We start from the raw sequence: 20,395 nt of genomic DNA, 5'->3' as shown, positions 1-20,395 counted from the left end.
GCTGTTGCCTTCTGGTTTAGTTCCAAAAAACGAGCGATTTTGTCGACTTTTCTGGTTCAGAACTTGTTTCCAAGCACAAATACAGTAGCAGACCATCTATCCAATTTGGGAAAAGTGCGAATGCTTTGATGCCAAATATCAACGCCAAAATGATCGCTACAGGCAACACAAATGCAAGCGTGCCTGAAATCATCAATTGATGAGCAGGGTGCGATTTTTTATAAACACGTTTAGCAATGTTTTTGAACAGGTGGCTTAAAAAGGAATTAGGGTGATACCAACTGTTAAGAGGAAGGAGTTGGGAAAGCGCAACGGCGCCGAGAAAAACAAGCAAGCCCTCATGGGCTTGCAGTACAGAAAGTATCACTTATAGCGTTACCGAGGTTAATTTCTCAAGTAGTGCAACCACCATTTTAGACGAATTCTTAGAGGCAACTTCTAAATATTCTTCAAATGACTGAGGTGATTCTTTGCCAGCGATATCTGAAAGTGAACGGATCACAACAAAAGGAGTTTGCAATGAATGACAAACTTGAGCAATTGCCGCACCTTCCATTTCAACGGCCAGCATTGAAGGGAAATCTTGGCGTGCTTTGTCGATTTTCACTGGATCGCACATGAATGTGTCACCAGTACAAATCAACCCCACCTTTGTTTGGACGTTCTCAACTTCCGCAACACTGATTTTCGCAGCGTTAATTAACTCAGGGTGCGCTTTAAAACCAGCAGGCATTTGTGGAACTTGACCAACTTCATAACCAAAAGCAGTTACGTCTACGTCGTGATGGCGAACTTCGTCAGAAATGACTACATCACCTACATTTAGCGACGGCTCAAAACCGCCAGCTGAACCCGTGTTAATCACGCAATCAGGGGTAAAGTTATCAATTAGCAATGCTGTCGCAAGTGCTGAGGCTACTTTACCAATACCAGATTGAACTAAAGTAACTTGTTGACCTGCAAGGTCGCCAGAGTAAAACGTAAAGCCGCCTTTAGTTAAGGTTTCTACGTTTTGCATCGTATCACGCAATATTGCAACTTCCGGCTCCATTGCGCCGATAATGCCTACTTTCATGTCTTATATCCTATTTCAATAATGTCGAATATTATACGTGACCAAAATGAAAATGCGAGTTTAGCCTTTGACCAAACTCGCATTGCATTTACAAGTTGAAAACGGTTCTTTCTTTAAATTTCAGCAAGCTGAGTGGACATGGCCTTAACTTGTGAACTAGATAATACCGCTGGTTTATAAGTGCGATTGCGCATTTCACGAGGTTCTGGACGCTCGTTTTTACCCAGTTTGAATAATATAGCAGCACGTACTTCGGCTGGTTTGTAGCCTGCGCGCACTTTCATACGAATATGTGGGATGCCAGCGGCTTCCAACGCTCCAGTAACAAACCAATCTTTTTGAGCCTTGTGACCAGATTTATTGGAATTGTTGACTAAATCAACAGCGGCGACAATGTTTAATGAATCTTTGTCTACGAGGACAAAATCAAGTTGTTTGTTTTTAGCTTTGGTAATTGCAGCGCGGCGAGCTTTTGGAGAAAGGCCCGGCTTACACTCAATAAGGTCAACGAGTTTCACGCGGCTCACAACCTTATAACGGTCACCGATTGCACGCTCAATTAAATGCAGAAAAGAAGACTCAACCGCAGTAAATACACTTTCTTTACGACTAAATGGATATGGATTACCTGTATTGTCGTTATATTTAGCAGCAACAACTGAGGCAACGATAACTAAAGCAAGGATAGCTAATAAAGCAAGTTCCATAAGACACTCCACTTTCAACATTTTGACAACTGATTTTATTAAGCAAAACCTGTGCCGAAGTGGAGTGATTCATTTAAATATTAAGGTTTAAAGCCGTTCGAGATACCTTTTACTGCGATGGCGACGGCATCATGTGCATGTAGCGATTCAAAATGATCTACGCGAATATAGAAATCTTGAAATGTCTTCGCATCGAGAAGAACTTTCAATTTTCTTGCCGAGTCTTCACAAAACATCAGGTTTTGTCCATTTAAACGAGCAAACTCTTGCTCATCTTCACGTTTCACCGCTGCTTGGACTGGTGTTTTTAGGGTTGATTCAATCGAATCGATGAGATCAACAATGTCAAATTCTTGACTCGCATTGTCTAAAACGACTTTGACCGTTGCCACTGAGCGTTGTGAATGAGGTGTCGCGACAATGCCTTCGGTTGTTCCTAGCCAGCGGCGAACTTCTTCTCGGTCAACGCTGGTATCTGAGAATCGAGCATCAAATGCATGTTGGATAAGTTGACGCGCAAGCGCGGCTGAACATGGACAGGTCGAAGAGTAGGTCACACCGACGCTTAATTCGATTTTGGTCACGCCTTGAGCGAGCGAGGCATTGATTTCTACGGGGTAACCTTTCCAACCTTGTTTACCACTTAAAAGTGACTTCCGACGCAATAACAACTCGAATCGGAAACTCACTTTTGCGCTTTGGCTTAAGCCTTCATGCGTTGTGATAAAGCGATCAAGCAGCGTATTTATGGATAGAGGAGATAGCGTTGATTCGTTAGAGAGTTCATCCAAGGCTAAAAAAAGGCGAGACATGTGAATGCCTTTCGCTTGTTCATCATCTAAACTCACAAAAGCATCGGCCTTCGCAGACACAGAGCAAGGTGAAAGCCCTTTGGTCTCCAACAGAATAGGTAACTCAATATTGCTCATACCAACCCAATCGAGACGGCCGGTTTCTAACGCTTCAGCACTGTGTGCAATGTCTGGCATGCTAGCGGGCATAGCTTCCTCTATTCGTAGAACTTTAAAAAACGCGCATACTACATGAAATTTGAGCGAAAGTGGAAAATAATCGAGATGGCGTGAAAGAGATTAATTCAAGTTTTGTGCATTTACAGATACATTTCTCGCCTCTTTGGGCTGCATGAGTATAATAGAAGAAACCGGAGCGGTAAGACGTAATTATGATAGATTCCTCAATGGATCCTTGGACGCGATTAGTATCCAATCTTCTTGAAAAACATGGTGATTTAAAAGCAGGACTGGCGTGCTACGCAATCGTACTGCTTGTTGCGCTAGTTACGGGTTGTATGTTTCTCTACGTGGCGCTTGGCGAGATCAATCTTCTCGATGTGTTGTCTGTTGTGTTCTTTGCAGCAATTGCATCTCCCATGTTGATTATGATGACGATTCAAGCGTTGAAAGGATTGCACTCTTCGCGTGCCTACATTGAGTCAGCGACACAGCAAGAAAAACTTTTAAACCAGACGCTTAAAGACAACATCAATCGCTTGAATAGCGAGATTGATGAAAGAAAAATTGCCCTCCACGCAAAGCACCGTGCAATCGATGAATTACGAAAAGAAATCACTGAGCGTAAAAAAGCGCAGTTAGCATTAGAAACTGCATATAAAGACAAAGGGAAATTTATTGCCACCCTGAGCCACGAGTTGCGCACGCCACTCAACGGGATTGTCGGTCTAACACGCATGTTGCTCGATACTGAATTAAATAAACAACAAAAAAGTTGGTGTAACACGGTCTTTTCGAGTGCAGAAACGCTCGGCAATATTTTCAACGACATAATCGATTTAGACAAAATAGACCGGGAACAATTGGACATTGCTGCTGATAGCATAAATGTGTCTGACTTTATTAATGACGTGGTCAACTTCGCGGGACTCATAGCCGATCAAAAAGGTCTTGAGTTTAATATTCAGCGCCAAGGTATTTTGGATGTCTATGCACTACTTGACCCAACTCGTTTGCGCCAAGTGTTGTGGAATTTGATTAACAACGCCGTGAAGTTCACTCATCGAGGTGGGGTTTCACTATTGTGTCACCGCGAAAATTTAGAAGAAGGTCCTTGGTTATACATTAGTGTCATCGATACTGGTGTGGGTATCCCAGAAGACCAACTCGAGAAAATTTTTGATATGTACTACAAAGCGCCAGATTCTACGGGGGCGAATGCCATCGGTTCAGGTATTGGACTCGCGGTGACTAAGGCATTGGTGGAAGCCATGCACGGTACAATCTCGGTGTCTAGCGTGCAAGGCGAGGGAAGTCGTTTTGACGTAAAATTGCCGCTTAAACTGACCACGGCACCTAAAGCCCAGAGTTATGCAGGTAGAAGTTTAAACATCCTATTGGTTGAAGACGTGCCTCTCAATGCGGAAATTGCGACAAATCTGCTCGAGCAACGAGGCCATGAGGTCATTTGGGCGGAAACAGGTGAAGATGCGCTTTGCTTGGTGGAAACCGAGGATGATTTAGATCTTATTTTGTTAGATATGCAGCTTCCGGATATTAATGGAGATGAAGTTGCCCGACATATTCGTGAAGACAGCCGTTTTGATGATTTACCTATTGTTGCGCTTACCGCGAACGTTCGCAGTGCAGAGCAAGAGCTTGAAGGTATAAGTATTCAAGGGGCGTTGGCTAAACCAATAAACACGACGCGTCTAGACCGTATGCTTGGTGAGTTATTTGGACTCAACGCGCAAAAGAGTGCAAACCCCGATGAACTGCATGTATATGAGACTCGTTGATGAAGCGCAGGCCAGCCACTTAGATATTGAAACGATCAGCGATTTTGTCGCGTCAATGGGCGTAACGGCTTTCCAACGTAGTACAGAACTGTTTGGCCGCTTGAATCCGAAATATTGTGAGGAGCTACGTGAAGCACTTGCAAACGGTGATATTGAGGAATATGGCTCGGTAGCACACAAAATGAAAGGCGTCGCGGGTTCTGTAGGATTATTGCAAGTTCAATTACATGCAAAAACGATGGAATTGGATTCGCCGAACGAGTCAGCCGAGGTATTGTCTGCGTGGGTAGATGAGTTGACTGCAAAAATAAATGAAGGGCAGTTAGCCCTTCATTCATTAATTGCAAAGCTGGCTGAAACCGAATAATGCTTAGTTATCGATTTTCCCAATGAAGCGATAGCCTTCACCGTGGATAGTGCTGATAAGCTCCGGTGTATTCGCATCGCTTTCAAAGTGTTTACGGATACGACGAATTGTTACGTCAACCGTACGGTCGTTTGCTCGTAGCTCACGGCCCGTCATGTGCTTGATAAGCTGTTCACGGCTGAAAATACGGCCTGGTGAGTCGAGCATCAAGCGTAGCGCGCGGTATTCACCTTTTGGTAGACGCTTAGCAACGCCTGCAGGTGAAGTTAGGCAACGGCTATTCTCATCAAGCTCCCAACCATTGAACGTTAATACGCCGTTGGTTTCTAGCTTTGATTCTTCCGCAGTTGAACCTGTACGCGAGATCAAATTGCGAGCTCTGATAGTAAGCTCACGTGGGTTGAATGGTTTAGTGATGTAATCATCAGCACCAATCTCAAGACCCAAGATACGATCGACATCGTTGTCACGTCCGGTCAAGAAGATTAATCCGATGTTTCTCTTCTGGCGAAGTTCACGAGCTAGGATCAGACCGTTTTTACCTGGAAGATTGATATCCATAATTACGAGGCTTACGTCATCATTTGACGTCAGCTTGTCGTGCATGTCATCACCATCAATGGCTTCAAGAACTTTGTAACCTTCAGCTTCGAATAAACTAACGAGGTTCAGCCGAGTTACGTCTTCATCCTCTACGATCAGAATGACTGGCGTTTGCATTATATATTAACCTTTTGGGAATATTTTATTTACATTAAATTCGGTACAGTATAATAAAAACCGAATATTGATGATTATAGGAGCATATTCAAATGTTAACAAGAAAAATCAGTCCGGATGAAATTTTGCTACGGCAAGCAGGCGAGATAACACTTTAAAATTGTGCCTATTCATAGCTTGCTTATTGATATACAAACGAATTTTGCTCCCTTCTTGGACCAGCGCTGCAACACCACCGTGTTCTAAAAACGCGAGGCTCTCACCCACAGTTACGGTATTTAATGCCATTGGCTCAGTCCAAGCATTCAGTATATCATTTTCATGACTTTCATCAACGTAAGTAATATCACAACGATCTGATAAATCGACTAATGATAATGCACTATTTATTTCTTTAACCTGAATGGGTTTGTCATTAATACTAAGTCCAGTGTTGGATGATAATACCGAACCTGGACCTTCTTTTAATGTATAAAAACAAAATCTTAGACTATTTTCAGTTTGAGATTTTGGAAATTCGATAAATTTAGCCATTTGGAATAAAAACGCGGAACGTACCTGCTCGGGTGATTTTGCAGCAGCTTGGCCGCATATTATCAAAAATAGCAGAATTCCCAGGCGTTTCATCACAGCACCTCTTTCAAGGGTAAAGTGATAACAAATCGACTACCTTTCTCAGTATGCTCATCTAAATAAATAGAACCATTAAGCGCTTGTGTAACTAAATTGTAGACCAAGTGCATGCCCAGACCACTGCCTCCCTCGCCACGACGCGTTGTAACGAATGGATCGAAGATGCGCTTACGGATACTGTTTGGTACACCAGAACCATTGTCCGCATAAATGAATTGTACTTCGTGTTCAGAAGGCTCTATCTGGATGCTAATGTGGTGGTCATGGCTCTCCGAATCGCCAAACGCGTGAATAAGAGAGTTAGAGATCAGTTGTTCAAATATTTGATGCAGCGGCCCAGATTTACTATTGAAAACATATTTATCTGGGCAATCGATGCTGACATCGGCGCGTTTTAGCGTAAGCTCTGCGCGCATAGAGGTGACAACATCCCGCAAGAGATTCTCAATTTGAATGTTTGTACTCAGTTCTAAATCTTGACTTACAGCGACTTTCTTAAAGGCGGAGATGAAGCTCTGCAGCGCGGTTAAGGTTTCGATAAATAAGGTCTAAATTTTCAATACCATCGTTGATGAAACGCTCGAGTTGTTTTGACGTGAGGGCTTTGTTTTCAAACGCCATTTTGATATCAGAAAGTTTATCTCTTAACAACGTAGAACCGGTTACACCCAGACCGATAGGGGTGTTAACTTCATGCGCAACCCCTGCGACCATTTGACCAAGAGACGCCATTTTTTCGTTTTCAACGATTTGGTTTTGATATTGATGCATTCGCTCTAGCGTATTCAATAGTTCTTGATTTGCTTCGCGAAGCGCAATAGTGCGTTGGTTTACCTTTTCTTCAAGACTTTGGTTTAATTGTTTAATTTCTAATTTATCGGCTTTATGGCGTTCTATTTGGTTTTGCGTGCGAGCGAGCATTAAATTTAAGTTATTTGCGAGGATATTAATTTCTTCAATGTTATTTTTATCTGCGCGAGCACTATAATTATGATTTTTGGACACGTCTTGCAGCAATAAACTTAATGCCTCGATTGGTGTCGCTATTCGTTTTTGTATCCCTCTAGCGACAAAGAGAACTAGCACTAAGACGAATATCGTTAAACAAATATCAACTAATATTTTACGTTTTATATATCTATTTAATCGCTCTAAGCCGCCTCTTATATATACATAACCTTCCGTTTTTCCTTCATAAACGACAGGTTTTATCAGTTCAATATAGTCACCGCTGATTTTGGGTGTTAACAATTCATCTATGTTATTCACCTTTAGAGGAACAGGTGGCGTTTTACTCGCATTATAACTGGTAAAGAAAACTGGTTTATTGGTGATGTCATCAATCGCATAAATATGAATGTTTTTAACCAATTCGATATTGCTAAACGATTGAAGGCGCTTATCTTCCGTTTTTCGGTCATCGAAGATAAGCGTGATTTGCGCGTTAAAAGCGACAATTTCTGCAAGAATACCAAGCTTTTCAATAAGAAGTTGTTTTTGTTCTTTTACGTCTAAGTAGGTGGAAATAGAAATGGACAGGGATAAGCATAATGCAGTAACAAGCATAACCGCGCTTATCAGGGCTTTTCTGATACTTGTTTTAGATCCTGGCTTTGGCATTGTTTGTAATAGTTCTCTTGCCCGTTTCGGTTACTTATTCAAGTGTAGCAAACAGTTAAAATAAAAAAACAAAAAATTTTCATCGGCAATACAATCCTGAAGATTGTGGTAACAATTTGCTGAAAAGGAACAAAATTGAAAGGAAATGCGTTCTATCTTGGAAAAGCGAAAGAATTTCGCAGGAGGATACAGAGTAATAATGAGGCCTAAAAGGCCGCATTATTAGGAGAGTTTTACTGGCATTGATAAATCGTGAATTTGTTATTTTTCGCTGGAATATCAACCATTTTAAAGTTTTCTTGGAGTATTGGTAAGTACTTTAAGAACGAATTTGCAACAAGGATAAGCTGCCCTTTCTTAGCCAGTATTGACGCCGCACCTTTGAAAAAACGTTCAGAAATGGTGTAATCCGTAGCGAGACCTGTATGGAATGGTGGATTACTCACCACTGCGTTATAAGTATCGGTAATTGCATTGAGGCCATCACTCAAAAGTGTTGTGCCTTTAACATTATTCAGCCTGAATGTTTCATTCGTTGCATAAACCGCAAGTGCACTTACATCGAGCGCTGTTGGGTGAATAGACGGGTTCTTTAGTGCCATAAATGCACTGATGATCCCTGCGCCACACCCAAAATCCAATACATTGCCCGATAAAGTATCGGTATTTAGTGCGTTGAGAAGTAAAGCTGTGCCTGAGTCGAGAGAGCCGTGATTAAATACACCAGGTAAGCTCGCTACGTTGAAAGTCAGTTCGTCAATCTTTACATCAAAGCGTTTTAAATAACTGTTTATCTCGAATTTATCTAGTGCAAAGAGGCCTCCGAATTCAAATAGCACACAGTGTTTTGCACTTTCGAGTTTATAACAGACTTCGGCTTTGTCTTCTAATTGCTTCTGGGCAGATTTAACACCACCTTTATTATCACCAACGACCAGCAAACGCGTTTGTTGCGATGCAATCGCCCGAATATTATCAAACATCATTTGCGCTTCAGGCTTTGATTTCGGGTAGTAGTAAATAATCAAATCAAAGTCGCGTTTCGGCAGTTCTACATCAACAATCGCTTCTGCATTTGCGTTTTTATCGAGTGAATCGATGTCGGCCATATTGTAGCTAAATGCAGTAATTTTAGATTCGGGATTCAGTTTACGCAGTTTGCGAATAAATCCATCTCGTTCAAAATTAATGACGAGGATATCGTGACCAATGAGTCTCATGCTCATTTCTAAGCAGAAGGAGACTCGGATTTTCCATAGAACCAGACATACCTAAACCTTTTAACAGAAAAGGGCCTAAAGGCCCTTTAAATCGAACTTGCTTTTACTTCACAAAGCGAAGAAATCTAATTGCTGTGAACGATATAACAATTTACTTAGATTTTCACTTAAGCGGTGCGCTTAAACATCAAATCCCATACGCCGTGGCCTAAGCGATGGCCTCGTTGCTCAAACTTGGTCAATGGGCGGTGATCAGGACGAGGTACGTAGTCATTCGTTTCAGACGTATTCTCATAACCTGGCGCTTGCGACATGACTTCAAGCATATGTTCAGCGTAATTTTCCCAATCCGTAGCCATATGGAAAACACCGCCAATCCGAAGCTTAGAACGTAAACTTTCAGCGAACTCTAGTTGTACAATACGACGTTTGTGGTGGCGCTTTTTGTGCCAAGGATCTGGGAAAAACAATTGTAATGTAGCTAGACTGCCATCAGGAATGCAATCCGCTAAAATCTCCACCGCATCGTGTTCAAAAAGACGCAAATTTGTTACGCCTTGCGCATCCGCATCCATTAAACAAGCGCCAACGCCTGGTTTATGCACTTCGATACCAATGTAGTTTAAATGTGGATTGTTCTTCGCCATCTCTACCAGCGATTTACCCATGCCGAAACCGATTTCCAATACAACGTCATTGTTGTTACCGAAAACGTCTTCGAAATTAAGCATGCCCATGTCATGCGTTAGGCCCATTGTTGGCCAACACTTTTCAATTGAGGCAGCTTGGCCTTTGGTCAAACGACCTTCGCGTTTTACGAAGCTGCGAATTCTACGCATGTATTTGCCGTCTTGTTCGGCTTGCTCAATAGTCAATTTGCTTGATTCTGACATGGTCTTCACACTGGCTAAAAAAATGGTCGCATATTATCCCTGTAAGGACGCACAAGCACAAGTGCTTGACCTTTTATATTTGCCCACTAGACTGGCGCCACATACAAAAGAATATAGTCGAATGGCATGAGTATTTCTGCAAAAGAGGCAAATTGGTTTTCACAGCAGGTTGTGGATTGGTATGAAATCCACGGGCGAAAAACACTTCCTTGGCAACTAGGTAAAACACCATACAAAGTATGGGTGTCTGAAGTGATGTTGCAACAAACTCAAGTTGCCACCGTAATACCTTATTTTGAGCGGTTTATGTCAAGTTTCCCCACCGTTATAGACTTAGCTAATGCGCCAGAAGACGAAGTTTTGCACCATTGGACAGGTTTAGGGTATTACGCAAGAGCACGAAATTTACATAAAGCCGCCAAAAAAGTTCGGGATGAATATGCCGGTAAGTTCCCTGAAACTCTCGAAACGGTAATGGATTTACCTGGGGTGGGGCGTTCAACCGCCGGGGCTATTTTGTCTTTATCATTAGGGCAGCCGCATCCAATCTTGGATGGTAATGTGAAAAGAGTCTTGGCCCGATTTTTTCTAGTCAGTGGTTGGTATGGCGTAAAAGCAGTTGAGAACGAACTGTGGTCGTTAAGCGATTCTGTGACGCCAAAGAACAACGTGACTCAATTCAATCAAGCGATGATGGATTTAGGCGCAAGTCACTGTTCGCGTACAAAGCCTAATTGCCTTGCATGTCCTCTTCAGGAAAAATGCCTTGCGCATTTAGAAGGAAAAACGAAAGAATTTCCAAACTCAAAGCCGAAGAAAGAAAAGCCAAAAAAGCAGGCGTATCACTTAATTATAAAATCGACAGATAAATTGTTAATGGAAAAACGTCCAAACAGTGGTATCTGGGGGGACTCTTTAGCTTTTTCGAGTTTGAAACCTTAGAAGCCATGAACGTCTTTATAGCGCAGCAAGGATTGGATGGTCAGATAAGCTACCTTGAGCCTTTCGTTCACGTGTTTAGCCACTTTGAGTTGACGATAACCCCAAGTGTTTTGGCGTTAAGCCGTATTCCAGATGTAGTGCATGATAACGCCATTATCTGGTTTGATATTACACAGCCACCATCTGTCGGATTATCGACACCAACGAAAAAGATGGTTAAAGAGATTTCATTGTTAGGGTACACTTAACCCATAAGACTATTTAGGAGACTTTCATGGCTCGTACCGTATTTTGTCAAAAGCTACAAAAAGAAGCACCAGGTTTAGATTTCCAGTTGTACCCAGGTGAATTGGGAGAGCGTATTTTTAACAACATCTCTAAGGAAGCTTGGCAGCAATGGCAACACAAGCAAACGATGTTGATCAACGAGAAAAAACTCAACATGATGAATCCAGAGCATCGTGCTTTATTAGAAGAACAAATGAGTGGTTTTTTGTTCGAAGATAAAGAAGTAGAAATTGAAGGTTATCGTCCACCAGAGAAGTAATATCTCTTGAGTGTACAAAACAAAAGGCCCGTACGGGCCTTTTGTGTATCAATACATTGTCTAATCAGTTGCGATTAAAGTTGTGCATTATTCTCCGTACTTTCTTTGAGCACTTTTTCAATAAAGGTAACCGCTCTAGCGTATGCATTTTCAAGCAGATCACGTTGCTTGATTAAATCATCACTCGAGAGTTTTTCAGCTTTGCAATTCCCTTCAAAGGCAATCGCTTGTTCAGCTACTTCCATTGCACCAATCGTTTTTGAAATGGATTTGAGCTGATGACACGAATCGATGATCACGTCCTGATTCATCGACACAACACCAGAATTAACATCGCTAATAAGTTGAGAACTTTGGTCTAAATACATTTTAAAGAAACGCTGGCGTTTGCTCACATCATTGTTCACGTACTTATTCAGCGTATCCAAATCTACGGCAGGCACTTCTATCACCGCCACAGTGTCCTGTTGTGGCGCGAGTTCAAGAGTTGGGCTTTGCTCAGCGGCACTACCAAATTTCTCTTTCCATTTATTCAGCGTCGTTTCGAGTACATTCAATTCTATCGGTTTTGTGATGTAATCGTTCATACCAGCAGTTAAACAGCGTTCACGCTCGCCTTTAAGTGCATTGGCCGTCACCGCAATTATGTATGGTTGCGCATTAGGATCTTCATCTTTTTCTGCAAGGTCTCGAATTTTTGCCACCATGTCGTAGCCTGACATCTTCGGCATGTGCAAATCAGTTAGAATCAGCGGGTAATGACCTGATTCCCAAAGCTCTAAGCCTTGTTGACCATTCTCAGCTACTTCTACTCCATAACCTAATAGGTGAAGTTGGTCAGTAAGTACCTGCTGATTCAAAATGTTATCTTCAACAAGCAGTACAAGTTTGTTTTCTGCACGAGCTTGGTCGATGCTCAAATAATTGTTTAAGCTACTGGTTTGTTTTAGTTCTTTCGGTTTATGCAACCCTGCAGCAACCAACACCGAAGTCATAAAACTCGACTTACACAAAGGTGAGGCATTTAAGTAGAAAACTTTTTGGTGATTAATTGCAGCTTCATCCATTTTACTCAGCACAATGATCTGCTGCGTATAGCGTTCGATTGAGTAGAGAAGTGAGCGAAGAGGGTTGGTGATCGTATTCATGCCATCCAAAGCATCTAGAATCCAAATCACATTATCGATGTTTTGGAATTCTTCCATTTCGGTTTCATTTTGAGCAAAAGCAACCGTGGCTCCCATAAAGCGCAGATAACGACTCAAAATGGCACTTCTTGCTGCATTGTCCGTCATTAATACGACTTGATAGCCATTAAGAACAGATTTATTCGCGTATTCAACTTTCCCTTGGGTACTAAACGGCAGTTCAACCACAAATTCACTACCCATGCCAATATCACTTGATACGTGAATAGATCCAAGCATGAGTTCAATTAAGCTTTTACAGATAGATAAACCAAGGCCTGTGCCACCATATTCACGAGTAATAGAGTTTTCTGCTTGAATAAATGGATTAAAGATCTCACGAAGCTGCGCTTGCGTCATCCCTTTGCCGTTATCCGTAACGGTGAATCGCAACGTATAGTGCTCAGAGGTATTTTGGGCCACTTCCACAGCAATTTTCACAAAACCTTGGCGGTCTTCATCTGTTGTCGTGAATTTAATTGCATTACTACAGAGGTTATAAAGCACTTGGCGGACGCGAACAGAGTCACCAATCAGATTATTGGGAATGTCCGGTGCGATACTAAGTTGTAGATCGAGCCTGCGCTTTTTCGCCACTGACGAAAGCACTCGAGCAACTTCTTCAATGGTTTCCGAAACCGAAAATGCACTGTTATCAATCGCTAATTTGCCGGCTTCAATTTTTGAGAAGTCGAGAATGTCATCTAATATGCCCAGCAACGAGAAGGCAGAGTCGCGAATGATCGTAGACAGACGGTGTTGAGCACCATTGAGTTCGGTTTGGCGCAAGAGGTCGATAGTGCCAATTACCCCATTCATTGGTGTGCGTATCTCATGGCTCATCGTGGCTAAGAATGTGGTTTTGGCGTCGTTTGCACGTTCTGCATTTAAGGTGGCCTTTTCGAGAGCGAGAGTACGAGACTGCACTTCGGTTTCCAGACCTGTTTGTAATTGCTTAAGCTCTTTCTCTGCAGCTTTACTTTGAGCTAGGGCACTTTGTACTTGTTTAAGCAATTTGTTTAATGTTTTTACGAAGTTTTCGAGATTGCCAAATCGAGATGCTTCGAGTTGCGCACTATAATCTTGTTGCTCAATAATCTGGTGTAACTCTTTTTCAACGTCTTCGGTAATGTTCGTCATGCAGCCAGCCGCTCGAGAACAGATAAGCTTAGCTCCACCAAAAACCGCGAGAAGTGATAGTAATGCAAAGAGATAAGCAAGCGGTGAGCCTTTGGACGCAGAAGTTGGTAACTCTGCAATCACAAGTTCGCCAACGAGCTGGCCGTCTAGTTTTAATAACAGGTGATTTTGAATCTTTCCATCTCGTTCATATTGCTGCGCTTGTCCAATCGCTTTGGGTGCTGTTTCTGACGAGGCATAAATAAGTGACGCATCAGTCATGCCGTTGTGACTATATAAGTAGTATTCCTTATTTGGTGTTAAGGCTTTTAAACCAGCCACAATTTGTTTGGCTTGACTGAAGTTAACCTTCATCATTGTGTTAGCAAGACCTTCGGCAAGTGCTTCATTATCAACTAACGAGGCAGGTGATTGAACAATGGTTGTGGTACTTGGCCACATATACCCTGCAACACCAGCAAAAGCGCTTGCAACTAATGCAGTTACTAATACGAGCGGGATTACTCCCTTAAAAGGAAAAGGCACTTTGTTTTGCATCTCTGCTTCCAGCTATCAATGAGTGAGTTCGTGTTCTTTTTGTTATTGCTCTAACACTACTATATACCAAGAAAACGAAATTCCTCGGCGAATGTTCAGTATCTTGAAAGTATGCTAACACTTTCCTTGTTCCCTTAACTAGTATTTAATGCCTTTTTGAAACGGCGCAACCCAGATGGGTTGTGTGTTTTTTGCCCATTAATCATTGCAATTAGCTGTTATTTATCCATCTTGGGTGAAAACTGCGCAAACGATACATTGATTTAAAAAAAGGGTTGACTTAAAAAGGCAAAACCCGTTTAATACGCCGCACGCCCAGATAGCTCAGTCGGTAGAGCAGGGGATTGAAAATCCCCGTGTCGGTGGTTCGATTCCGCCTCTGGGCACCATCTTTCTTTCAAGTTGTTGAATTAAAGATACTAAGGTGCGCCGACTTAGCTCAGTTGGTAGAGCAACTGACTTGTAATCAGTAGGTCATCCGTTCGACTCGGATAGTCGGCACCATTTCTCGCTACGAAATAAAACATAGCAAACCTGTTTGCCCAGATAGCTCAGTCGGTAGAGCAGGGGATTGAAAATCCCCGTGTCGGTGGTTCGATTCCGCCTCTGGGCACCATCCTTCTTTACGTTGGATTCCGGTGCGCCGACTTAGCTCAGTTGGTAGAGCAACTGACTTGTAATCAGTAGGTCATCCGTTCGACTCGGATAGTCGGCACCATTTCTCGCTAAGAAACAAAATTAGCACTTCTTGTTTGCCCAGATAGCTCAGTCGGTAGAGCAGGGGATTGAAAATCCCCGTGTCGGTGGTTCGATTCCGCCTCTGGGCACCATCCCTTCTAGCTTTGCGCTAAATTTCAAAAAACTGTTTCCTACAAAAAGACCTATTTCCCATAAAAAACTGTTTTCGTCGCGTATGACGGAGGCGAATTTGCGAACGCCAGAAAGCAAAAAACCGCGATAAAGAAACTCAGATTAAGTTTGGCGACTTAAGTTTCTAACGCGGCTTTTATAAACATAGTGATGTTTATGTGACTATCTTAGCTGTAGGGTAATCCTATGTCTAGTGGGTAGTTAAAAATTTGCAGACTACGTTCCTATCGAATTTTATTTGAATACGGGAAAAAACTCAGATTTCAAAAAAAGAGCAGACTTGAAAGCTTCTCAAGTTAAAAGACAGGTGTTCTTTTCACTTGAGGTGCTTACTGCGACACAGTCAGAAACACAGACTTTGGTGTTTAGCCACATCGCATTTCTTCATGCCCGATTTGGAAAATTTAATTCAAGTACATCGGCCATAGCTAAACACTTACGTTATTCGGTCAATGCAGTCAAAAACGCATTAAGCGAGTTGCTCGATAGCAGAGAGGGGAAAACTCCACTTCTTATTGAAGAGCAGTCGCAAGGCTATAATCTATGCCTTAAAATAAATCTACAGCATCCATTAGGCTATAGATTGCTGCAAAGCTATACGCAAATGCTAAATAAGCAGCAGTCACCTCATACATTACCACTTTATTCCGTGCGACTTGATTTGGTTGATCCCAAAAGTCGATATGACTCACGCCATCAACACAAAATGCTTATGCTGTACGGGCTTATTAATAGCAAAATCAAAGCGAACAAAATTGCTACGCGCAACAAACAGAAGAGTTATCGACAAAGTATTTCGCAGCTTAGTAAAAAGCTAGGTTGGGTTTACATGACAGTAAAGTCCTTGCTCGACACTATGCTATCAATGGGGCTTCTAACTGTAGAAAAAGATTACTCTGTTCATGTTATGCGTGTCGTTTTTTCAACCATTGCAAAATTACAATCTGCCTCTCAAGGGCGGCAAAGTGTGCTATCCAATGACATCCCTATTGAGCGCTATAGAGATAGGCCAGTAGTTACTTAGCGCCTTTCCCCTCTATATTCTAGAACTGCCTCGATGCAGTGCTTTTGCACGTCTGAAATTTGATAGTTGGCGCAATTACCATTTATTTCAAGTTTTTATCGTAATGAAAATAGGTCGGTTTTCTCATGCGGCTAGAATGCGAGTGATAAAATCCTTCCCCCATCACCTCTAAATCACCCAACTGATAAATTAGTGATAGTTTTTCCGTGTGTCATCTAAGTTAGTGCCGCCTATGCTAAATTCAGTGACTTATAGCTTTCATTTGGCGATACCTTTAAATATAGTGTTTAAATATAAAGAGATAGGTTTTACCAAACGCAGTTTGGCCAAAACCAATTTGTGTTTTTTTCTAAAAAGGGTGCGCAATGGAAACGATCGAGTTAGGCGTTGAGCCAGTCACTTTTCAGTATGAACTTGATGGTGAGCAGGTGTTTTTCTGTGTCGGGCTTACTGACTTTGAACGATTTGGCGTTGAGTGTGCCTCAAAACAGACAGTCTTAAAAGGCGTTTCTGATGATGAAACTGAAGCAATTCAAGACTATATGATACAAGTTATTTTGAGTGTGGATGACGAGAAATTTACTAGTCTAATTCATTAGTAGCTTTTAGATAGCTGCTATGAGCGAAAAGCGGACGTTTAAGTTTTATAAATTCTTTTTTATTTCTTTTCATAACTAGCAACTTGCCCCCATAGTCATGGAAACGATCCAATAGGTTATTTTTATGTCTTGTGGAAAACACAACAGTTATAAAAATACGATATGTAGCAACACCTTATAATTTATGCTAAAACTGGTTCAATCAGATAAACGACCCAACCAATGGTAGAAAAACGACCCGTTGGGTCGATATTAAATTGTTGAACTGACCCCACTAACCAACAAGGAATTTAGTAGTTGATTAACTTCATAAGATCTTTCCGTAAAAAATATCAGCCTTCCCCAAATCCAGAAGTGCTACTCACAGCACTTGATTTCAAAGGAGCTGGTAGAAGAAATGAATGTTTCTTAAACGCCTTTGTTGCTGTAAATAGATTCGACGAAGTAGAAAAATATGTTTTGGGATACGTCTACTTTAAATCAGACGTCGAATCATCGCCTCAAGAACATGCGTGGGTAAAAGTTGGGGACTGTTACCATGACCCAACTATTCAACCTGAAAGTCAATCTAGAAGGTTTCGGTACAGCCCGGTTTTTGAACTAAGCAACGAAGAAGTAAAACAAATCATATACTCACAGCATACCCAAGAAGAGCAGGAGCTCATCAAAAAGGGAGAGTTTCCTTTTGAGCCGCCAACAATTCGTGAGGTAGTTGAGCATAACAAGGCATTGCAGCGGACTAGCCGCTGAATGCGTCGTTATATTTAATAGGAAAATCAGGTGTACACCAAAAAGAAAAATTATGAAGAAAAGCAGATCCCGCTGGCTGACCTGAAAACCAAATTTCATTATGAGTTAAAGTATTTGGCCGAGTACCTTTCATTTACTAATGACCTTACACAGAAAAAAGATGCTCAGATCTCTCAGTTGATGTCTGACGACTATGAAGAAAACATAGAAGCAGAAGCTATACTTCAGGGTCTATATGAGAAAGAAAAAGATGCACTTCTGAGCTACTACCATCATTCCGCAATCGTACTTGTCTACACTATCTTTGAAAGTATGCTGGCGGATATATGTAGTGAAGTTCATAGGTTTGCTAAGGCTGGATTTACACACAATTGCCTATCTGGTGGAAATCTTATTGGGAAGTCAAAGACATATTTAGAACTAACGTCAGATATGCCATTTAGCTTGATAGAAGGGGAATGGGCAAGAATTGGTCAGTTCCAAAAGCTAAGGAACATGATTGTTCATCAGAACTCATGTTTTTCAGGTAATGAAAAGAGCATTAAAGACCAACAAAAAAAGATTAAAAACAACTTTAACACTATAAAAATTTCGGAAGCCTACAATAGATTTTATATCTTAGATGATGTACTGATTCATGAGTTTATTGCACTTGTAAAAGTGTTTGTAGATAAGGTTATAGATCACCTCGAATCTGTGATATTCATGGTGGAAAGAACAACAGAAAAACCCAATATGAATTATGTGCCATTTTAAATATAACAAACAATTCAACAGTGATTCGCAACGCTCTGCGCTTTCACTTCGGATTGAGTTTGGTGTTTACGGCGCAGTGGTTTAGCCTGTGGCAGCGTTTCTCACACGTTAATTGGGCGTTACCGAACGTCTGCTTTTGTAAATCTCGCATATTTTATATGAATGCCTGAACGACTCTTAATGGCACAAACCAGCAATAGTTTCATTCTCTAAGTTAACGGCCTTGGTTCAGAGGTAATTCACAAGTCACCCTGTATTTCTACATTCGCAAAAACACCGCGTCACTCCCCTTTGAAAAGGGAGTGACGCGGTGGTAAACCCCGCGCTAAACCAAGCAGAACAAAGAGGGGAGAATCAATTGTTGACGTTCTGTGCGCGTTATGACACTCTAGAAACGATTCCAGTAAAAGCGAGACGAATGTCATCGCGTCAAGACATAAAGCCTTTGGCTTTATCATATCAGTGAGATCTACTCACAACTAAAAACCAAGCTTTCGGGCTTTTTACTTCACAAATTAGTTCATCTGATTTAGGCATTTTTGTGCCTTGAATTTGGCTATTTGTACCTGCATTTTGCAGAGACTTACGCGAACTCTAACGAACCAAATAGGAGAAATGTTACTACCTAACCGACCCGTGCATAGTACATTTAAAACAACGCTTTGCTGTGTACGCCTTTTCAGGAAACCGTCAAAGCGGGGCAAATTTGGCCATTTTGAACTATTGTGCCGTTATTCACTTTGTGTGGAAATCGTATGCTCCAACATACGATTGGCATTTAAAACTTACCTTTGGATATTGGTTCAAATAGTTGGTTGGTAGTGACTCTTTTTAAAATCTTGCTGCTGGGAGCTTAAAACGTGAGTAATTTAAAATATCAACTGCAAGGATTAATGCTTAGAAACCAAGATGGCAGTTATGGAGTGAAAGCTGAGCGTAAAAAGTCGCTTTTACAAATCAGTAGTCAACTTAAAGAAGGTGGCTACCGATTGCATTCAGTACACTCACTTAAACCGAAACACGTCGATTATTTGGTGACTCGTTGGCTAGACGAAAACTTATCAGCAGGAACAATTAAAAACCGTTTGAGTCATGTTCGATGGTGTGCGGAGAAAATCGGCAAGGCCTCTATGCTACCCAAATCGAATACCGGGTCGAATCAAGCTATCGTTTTAGATATAGAAAAGCGTACTTATGTACCAGTAAATTCAAAAGCCAAAACCCTTGATATAGTGAAATTAGAGAAGATAAGTGACCCACTCGTTAGGCTGTCACTGCGTTTACAACAAGAGTTTGGCTTAAGGCGTGAAGAAGCCATTAAATTCAGGCCTGATTTTGCAATACAGGATAGTGAAATCGTATTGAAAGCATCTTGGACAAAAGGAGGTCGGCCAAGAGTTGTGCCCATTAGAACTGAATCCCAGCGCACTTTACTTAAAGAGATTAAACAGGTTGTTCGAAATGGAGCATTGATTCGAGCAGACCGAAACTATATAAAACAACTTAAATCGTATGAGCGTCAAACGAGTTTGGTTGGGCTTTGCAAAAATCATGGTTTGCGCCATCTATACGCGCAGCAACGATACCTTGAATTGACAGGCTGGAAAGCACCGATCGCCGGAGGACCAAAAAGTCCAGAGTTAACTCAAGAGCAAAAAGCCAGTGATAGATGCGCTCGATTGCTGATTTCAAAAGAGCTTGGTCATTCGAGAGAGCAAATTACTGTCGTATACTTAGGTCGGTAAGAATCACTATGGCAAAGCGTATTAACTACGAAGGGGATGAAGGCGTGTTTCTGTCCGAATCAGAATGGCAGAAGCTGGTCGCAGATGTTGAAGCCCAAAATAATCAAATTAGGGCGCTAACCTCCGAACTAGATCGAGCACGGACTGAAGCCAAGTATAAACTTAAAAAGATGCGCAAGATTATTGAAAGGAAAAAACTCAATTCGAGAGACGAAAATCTTTGAATGATAGTTCAGTACTTCATGTTTTTTAGAAGTCAGATTGTCACAATGATTATTGGTCAGTACGTTTAC

15 protein-coding genes, 5 tRNA genes and 4 pseudogenes are annotated in these 20,395 nt (G+C 41.6%); 14 read left to right on the top strand and 10 right to left on the bottom strand.

Features of this window, described 5'->3' with window-relative positions; genetic code table 11:
- Positions 1-16: 16 nt before the first annotated feature.
- From J5O05_RS05590 to folE2, 4 genes are all read right to left on the bottom strand, one after another.
- The gene (locus J5O05_RS05590) at positions 17-367 is read right to left on the bottom strand and encodes a CobD/CbiB family protein (protein WP_208843953.1); all 351 of its coding nucleotides are present in this window, start codon (positions 365-367) and stop codon (positions 17-19) included.
- A complete protein-coding gene (gene mtnN, locus J5O05_RS05585; RefSeq protein ID WP_208843952.1) occupies positions 368-1,075 on the bottom strand; it encodes a 5'-methylthioadenosine/S-adenosylhomocysteine nucleosidase in 708 nt (235 codons plus the stop codon).
- Positions 1,076-1,188: 113 nt separating this feature from the next.
- Complete coding sequence (locus J5O05_RS05580) at positions 1,189-1,782, bottom strand: DUF2726 domain-containing protein (RefSeq protein WP_208843951.1); 594 nt, start codon at positions 1,780-1,782, stop codon at positions 1,189-1,191.
- A gap of 80 nt (positions 1,783-1,862) precedes the next feature.
- Positions 1,863-2,783 (bottom strand): GTP cyclohydrolase FolE2, encoded by a 921-nt coding sequence (gene folE2 / locus J5O05_RS05575; RefSeq protein WP_208843950.1) that lies wholly within the window; start codon positions 2,781-2,783, stop codon positions 1,863-1,865.
- 182 nt (positions 2,784-2,965) lie between these two features.
- On the opposite strand from folE2, the pseudogene J5O05_RS05570 reads away from it, so the two are divergent.
- Positions 2,966-4,919: pseudogene (locus tag J5O05_RS05570) on the top strand (ATP-binding protein).
- A gap of 3 nt (positions 4,920-4,922) precedes the next feature.
- Here the strand turns inward: J5O05_RS05570 and arcA are convergent.
- The 5 genes and pseudogenes from arcA to trmB form a co-directional block, all read right to left on the bottom strand.
- Positions 4,923-5,639 (bottom strand): two-component system response regulator ArcA, encoded by a 717-nt coding sequence (arcA, locus tag J5O05_RS05565; RefSeq protein WP_208843949.1) that lies wholly within the window; start codon positions 5,637-5,639, stop codon positions 4,923-4,925.
- Positions 5,640-5,747: 108 nt separating this feature from the next.
- Positions 5,748-6,266 (bottom strand): YfiR family protein, encoded by a 519-nt coding sequence (locus tag J5O05_RS05560; protein ID WP_208843948.1) that lies wholly within the window; start codon positions 6,264-6,266, stop codon positions 5,748-5,750.
- Positions 6,266-7,892: pseudogene (locus J5O05_RS05555) on the bottom strand (ATP-binding protein). Before J5O05_RS05555 ends, J5O05_RS05560 begins: the two are co-directional and overlap by 1 nt.
- A gap of 233 nt (positions 7,893-8,125) precedes the next feature.
- A pseudogene (locus J5O05_RS05550) lies at positions 8,126-9,161 on the bottom strand (methyltransferase).
- A 118-nt stretch (positions 9,162-9,279) separates the two neighbouring features.
- Positions 9,280-10,005, bottom strand: a complete 726-nt coding sequence (gene trmB / locus J5O05_RS05545) for a tRNA (guanosine(46)-N7)-methyltransferase TrmB (RefSeq protein ID WP_208843947.1) — start codon at positions 10,003-10,005, stop codon at positions 9,280-9,282.
- A gap of 126 nt (positions 10,006-10,131) precedes the next feature.
- Between trmB and mutY the strand changes: the two are divergent.
- Positions 10,132-11,195: pseudogene (gene mutY, locus J5O05_RS05540) on the top strand (A/G-specific adenine glycosylase).
- Between the two features lie 26 nt (positions 11,196-11,221).
- The gene (locus tag J5O05_RS05535) at positions 11,222-11,494 is read left to right on the top strand and encodes an oxidative damage protection protein (RefSeq protein WP_208843946.1); all 273 of its coding nucleotides are present in this window, start codon (positions 11,222-11,224) and stop codon (positions 11,492-11,494) included.
- A 74-nt stretch (positions 11,495-11,568) separates the two neighbouring features.
- Here J5O05_RS05535 and J5O05_RS05530 read toward each other — a convergent pair whose 3' ends face one another.
- Positions 11,569-14,358, bottom strand: coding sequence for an ATP-binding protein (locus J5O05_RS05530; protein ID WP_208843945.1), 2,790 nt, complete (start codon positions 14,356-14,358; stop codon positions 11,569-11,571).
- Between the two features lie 313 nt (positions 14,359-14,671).
- Between J5O05_RS05530 and J5O05_RS05525 the strand changes: the two genes are divergently transcribed.
- From J5O05_RS05525 to J5O05_RS05475, 11 genes are all read left to right on the top strand, one after another.
- Positions 14,672-14,747: transfer RNA gene (locus J5O05_RS05525), tRNA-Phe, on the top strand.
- A gap of 39 nt (positions 14,748-14,786) precedes the next feature.
- A tRNA-Thr gene (locus J5O05_RS05520) sits at positions 14,787-14,862 on the top strand.
- 36 nt (positions 14,863-14,898) lie between these two features.
- Positions 14,899-14,974 (top strand) — tRNA-Phe (locus J5O05_RS05515).
- 26 nt (positions 14,975-15,000) lie between these two features.
- Positions 15,001-15,076 (top strand) — tRNA-Thr (locus J5O05_RS05510).
- Between the two features lie 36 nt (positions 15,077-15,112).
- Positions 15,113-15,188 (top strand) — tRNA-Phe (locus J5O05_RS05505).
- Between the two features lie 320 nt (positions 15,189-15,508).
- On the top strand, positions 15,509-16,252 hold the full coding sequence (locus tag J5O05_RS05500) for a hypothetical protein (RefSeq protein ID WP_208843944.1): 744 nt from the start codon (positions 15,509-15,511) through the stop codon (positions 16,250-16,252).
- A 365-nt stretch (positions 16,253-16,617) separates the two neighbouring features.
- Positions 16,618-16,851: a hypothetical protein gene (locus tag J5O05_RS05495; protein WP_208843943.1), complete on the top strand. Its 234-nt coding sequence runs from the start codon at positions 16,618-16,620 to the stop codon at positions 16,849-16,851.
- Positions 16,852-17,148: 297 nt separating this feature from the next.
- Entirely contained in the window at positions 17,149-17,601 is a 453-nt protein-coding gene (locus tag J5O05_RS05490; protein WP_208843942.1) for a hypothetical protein, read from the top strand.
- 30 nt (positions 17,602-17,631) lie between these two features.
- Complete coding sequence (locus tag J5O05_RS05485; RefSeq protein ID WP_208843941.1) at positions 17,632-18,357, top strand: hypothetical protein; 726 nt, start codon at positions 17,632-17,634, stop codon at positions 18,355-18,357.
- Positions 18,358-19,217: 860 nt separating this feature from the next.
- The gene (locus J5O05_RS05480) at positions 19,218-20,102 is read left to right on the top strand and encodes a phage integrase N-terminal domain-containing protein (RefSeq protein ID WP_208843940.1); all 885 of its coding nucleotides are present in this window, start codon (positions 19,218-19,220) and stop codon (positions 20,100-20,102) included.
- Positions 20,103-20,110: 8 nt separating this feature from the next.
- Positions 20,111-20,326, top strand: a complete 216-nt coding sequence (locus tag J5O05_RS05475) for a hypothetical protein (protein ID WP_208843939.1) — start codon at positions 20,111-20,113, stop codon at positions 20,324-20,326.
- The last annotated feature ends 69 nt before the right edge of the window (positions 20,327-20,395 follow it).

It is taken from the genome of Pseudoalteromonas xiamenensis (assembly GCF_017638925.1).
Taxonomy (GTDB): domain Bacteria; phylum Pseudomonadota; class Gammaproteobacteria; order Enterobacterales; family Alteromonadaceae; genus Pseudoalteromonas; species Pseudoalteromonas xiamenensis.
This window is presented reverse-complemented; position numbering and strand designations above follow the sequence as displayed.

What these genes read in the sequence shown, in the direction of transcription:
- folE2 (WP_208843950.1), bottom strand. Translation starts at nt 2,783, where the DNA reads ATGCCCGCTAGCATGCCAGACATTGCACACAGTGCTGAAGCGTTAGAA.
- arcA (WP_208843949.1), bottom strand. Translation starts at nt 5,639, where the DNA reads ATGCAAACGCCAGTCATTCTGATCGTAGAGGATGAAGACGTAACTCGG.
- J5O05_RS05535 (WP_208843946.1), top strand. Translation starts at nt 11,222, where the DNA reads ATGGCTCGTACCGTATTTTGTCAAAAGCTACAAAAAGAAGCACCAGGT.
- J5O05_RS05495 (WP_208843943.1), top strand. Translation starts at nt 16,618, where the DNA reads ATGGAAACGATCGAGTTAGGCGTTGAGCCAGTCACTTTTCAGTATGAA.
- J5O05_RS05475 (WP_208843939.1), top strand. Translation starts at nt 20,111, where the DNA reads ATGGCAAAGCGTATTAACTACGAAGGGGATGAAGGCGTGTTTCTGTCC.
- mtnN (WP_208843952.1), bottom strand. Translation starts at nt 1,075, where the DNA reads ATGAAAGTAGGCATTATCGGCGCAATGGAGCCGGAAGTTGCAATATTG.
- J5O05_RS05580 (WP_208843951.1), bottom strand. Translation starts at nt 1,782, where the DNA reads ATGGAACTTGCTTTATTAGCTATCCTTGCTTTAGTTATCGTTGCCTCA.
- J5O05_RS05560 (WP_208843948.1), bottom strand. Translation starts at nt 6,266, where the DNA reads ATGAAACGCCTGGGAATTCTGCTATTTTTGATAATATGCGGCCAAGCT.
- J5O05_RS05530 (WP_208843945.1), bottom strand. Translation starts at nt 14,358, where the DNA reads ATGCAAAACAAAGTGCCTTTTCCTTTTAAGGGAGTAATCCCGCTCGTA.
- trmB (WP_208843947.1), bottom strand. Translation starts at nt 10,005, where the DNA reads ATGTCAGAATCAAGCAAATTGACTATTGAGCAAGCCGAACAAGACGGC.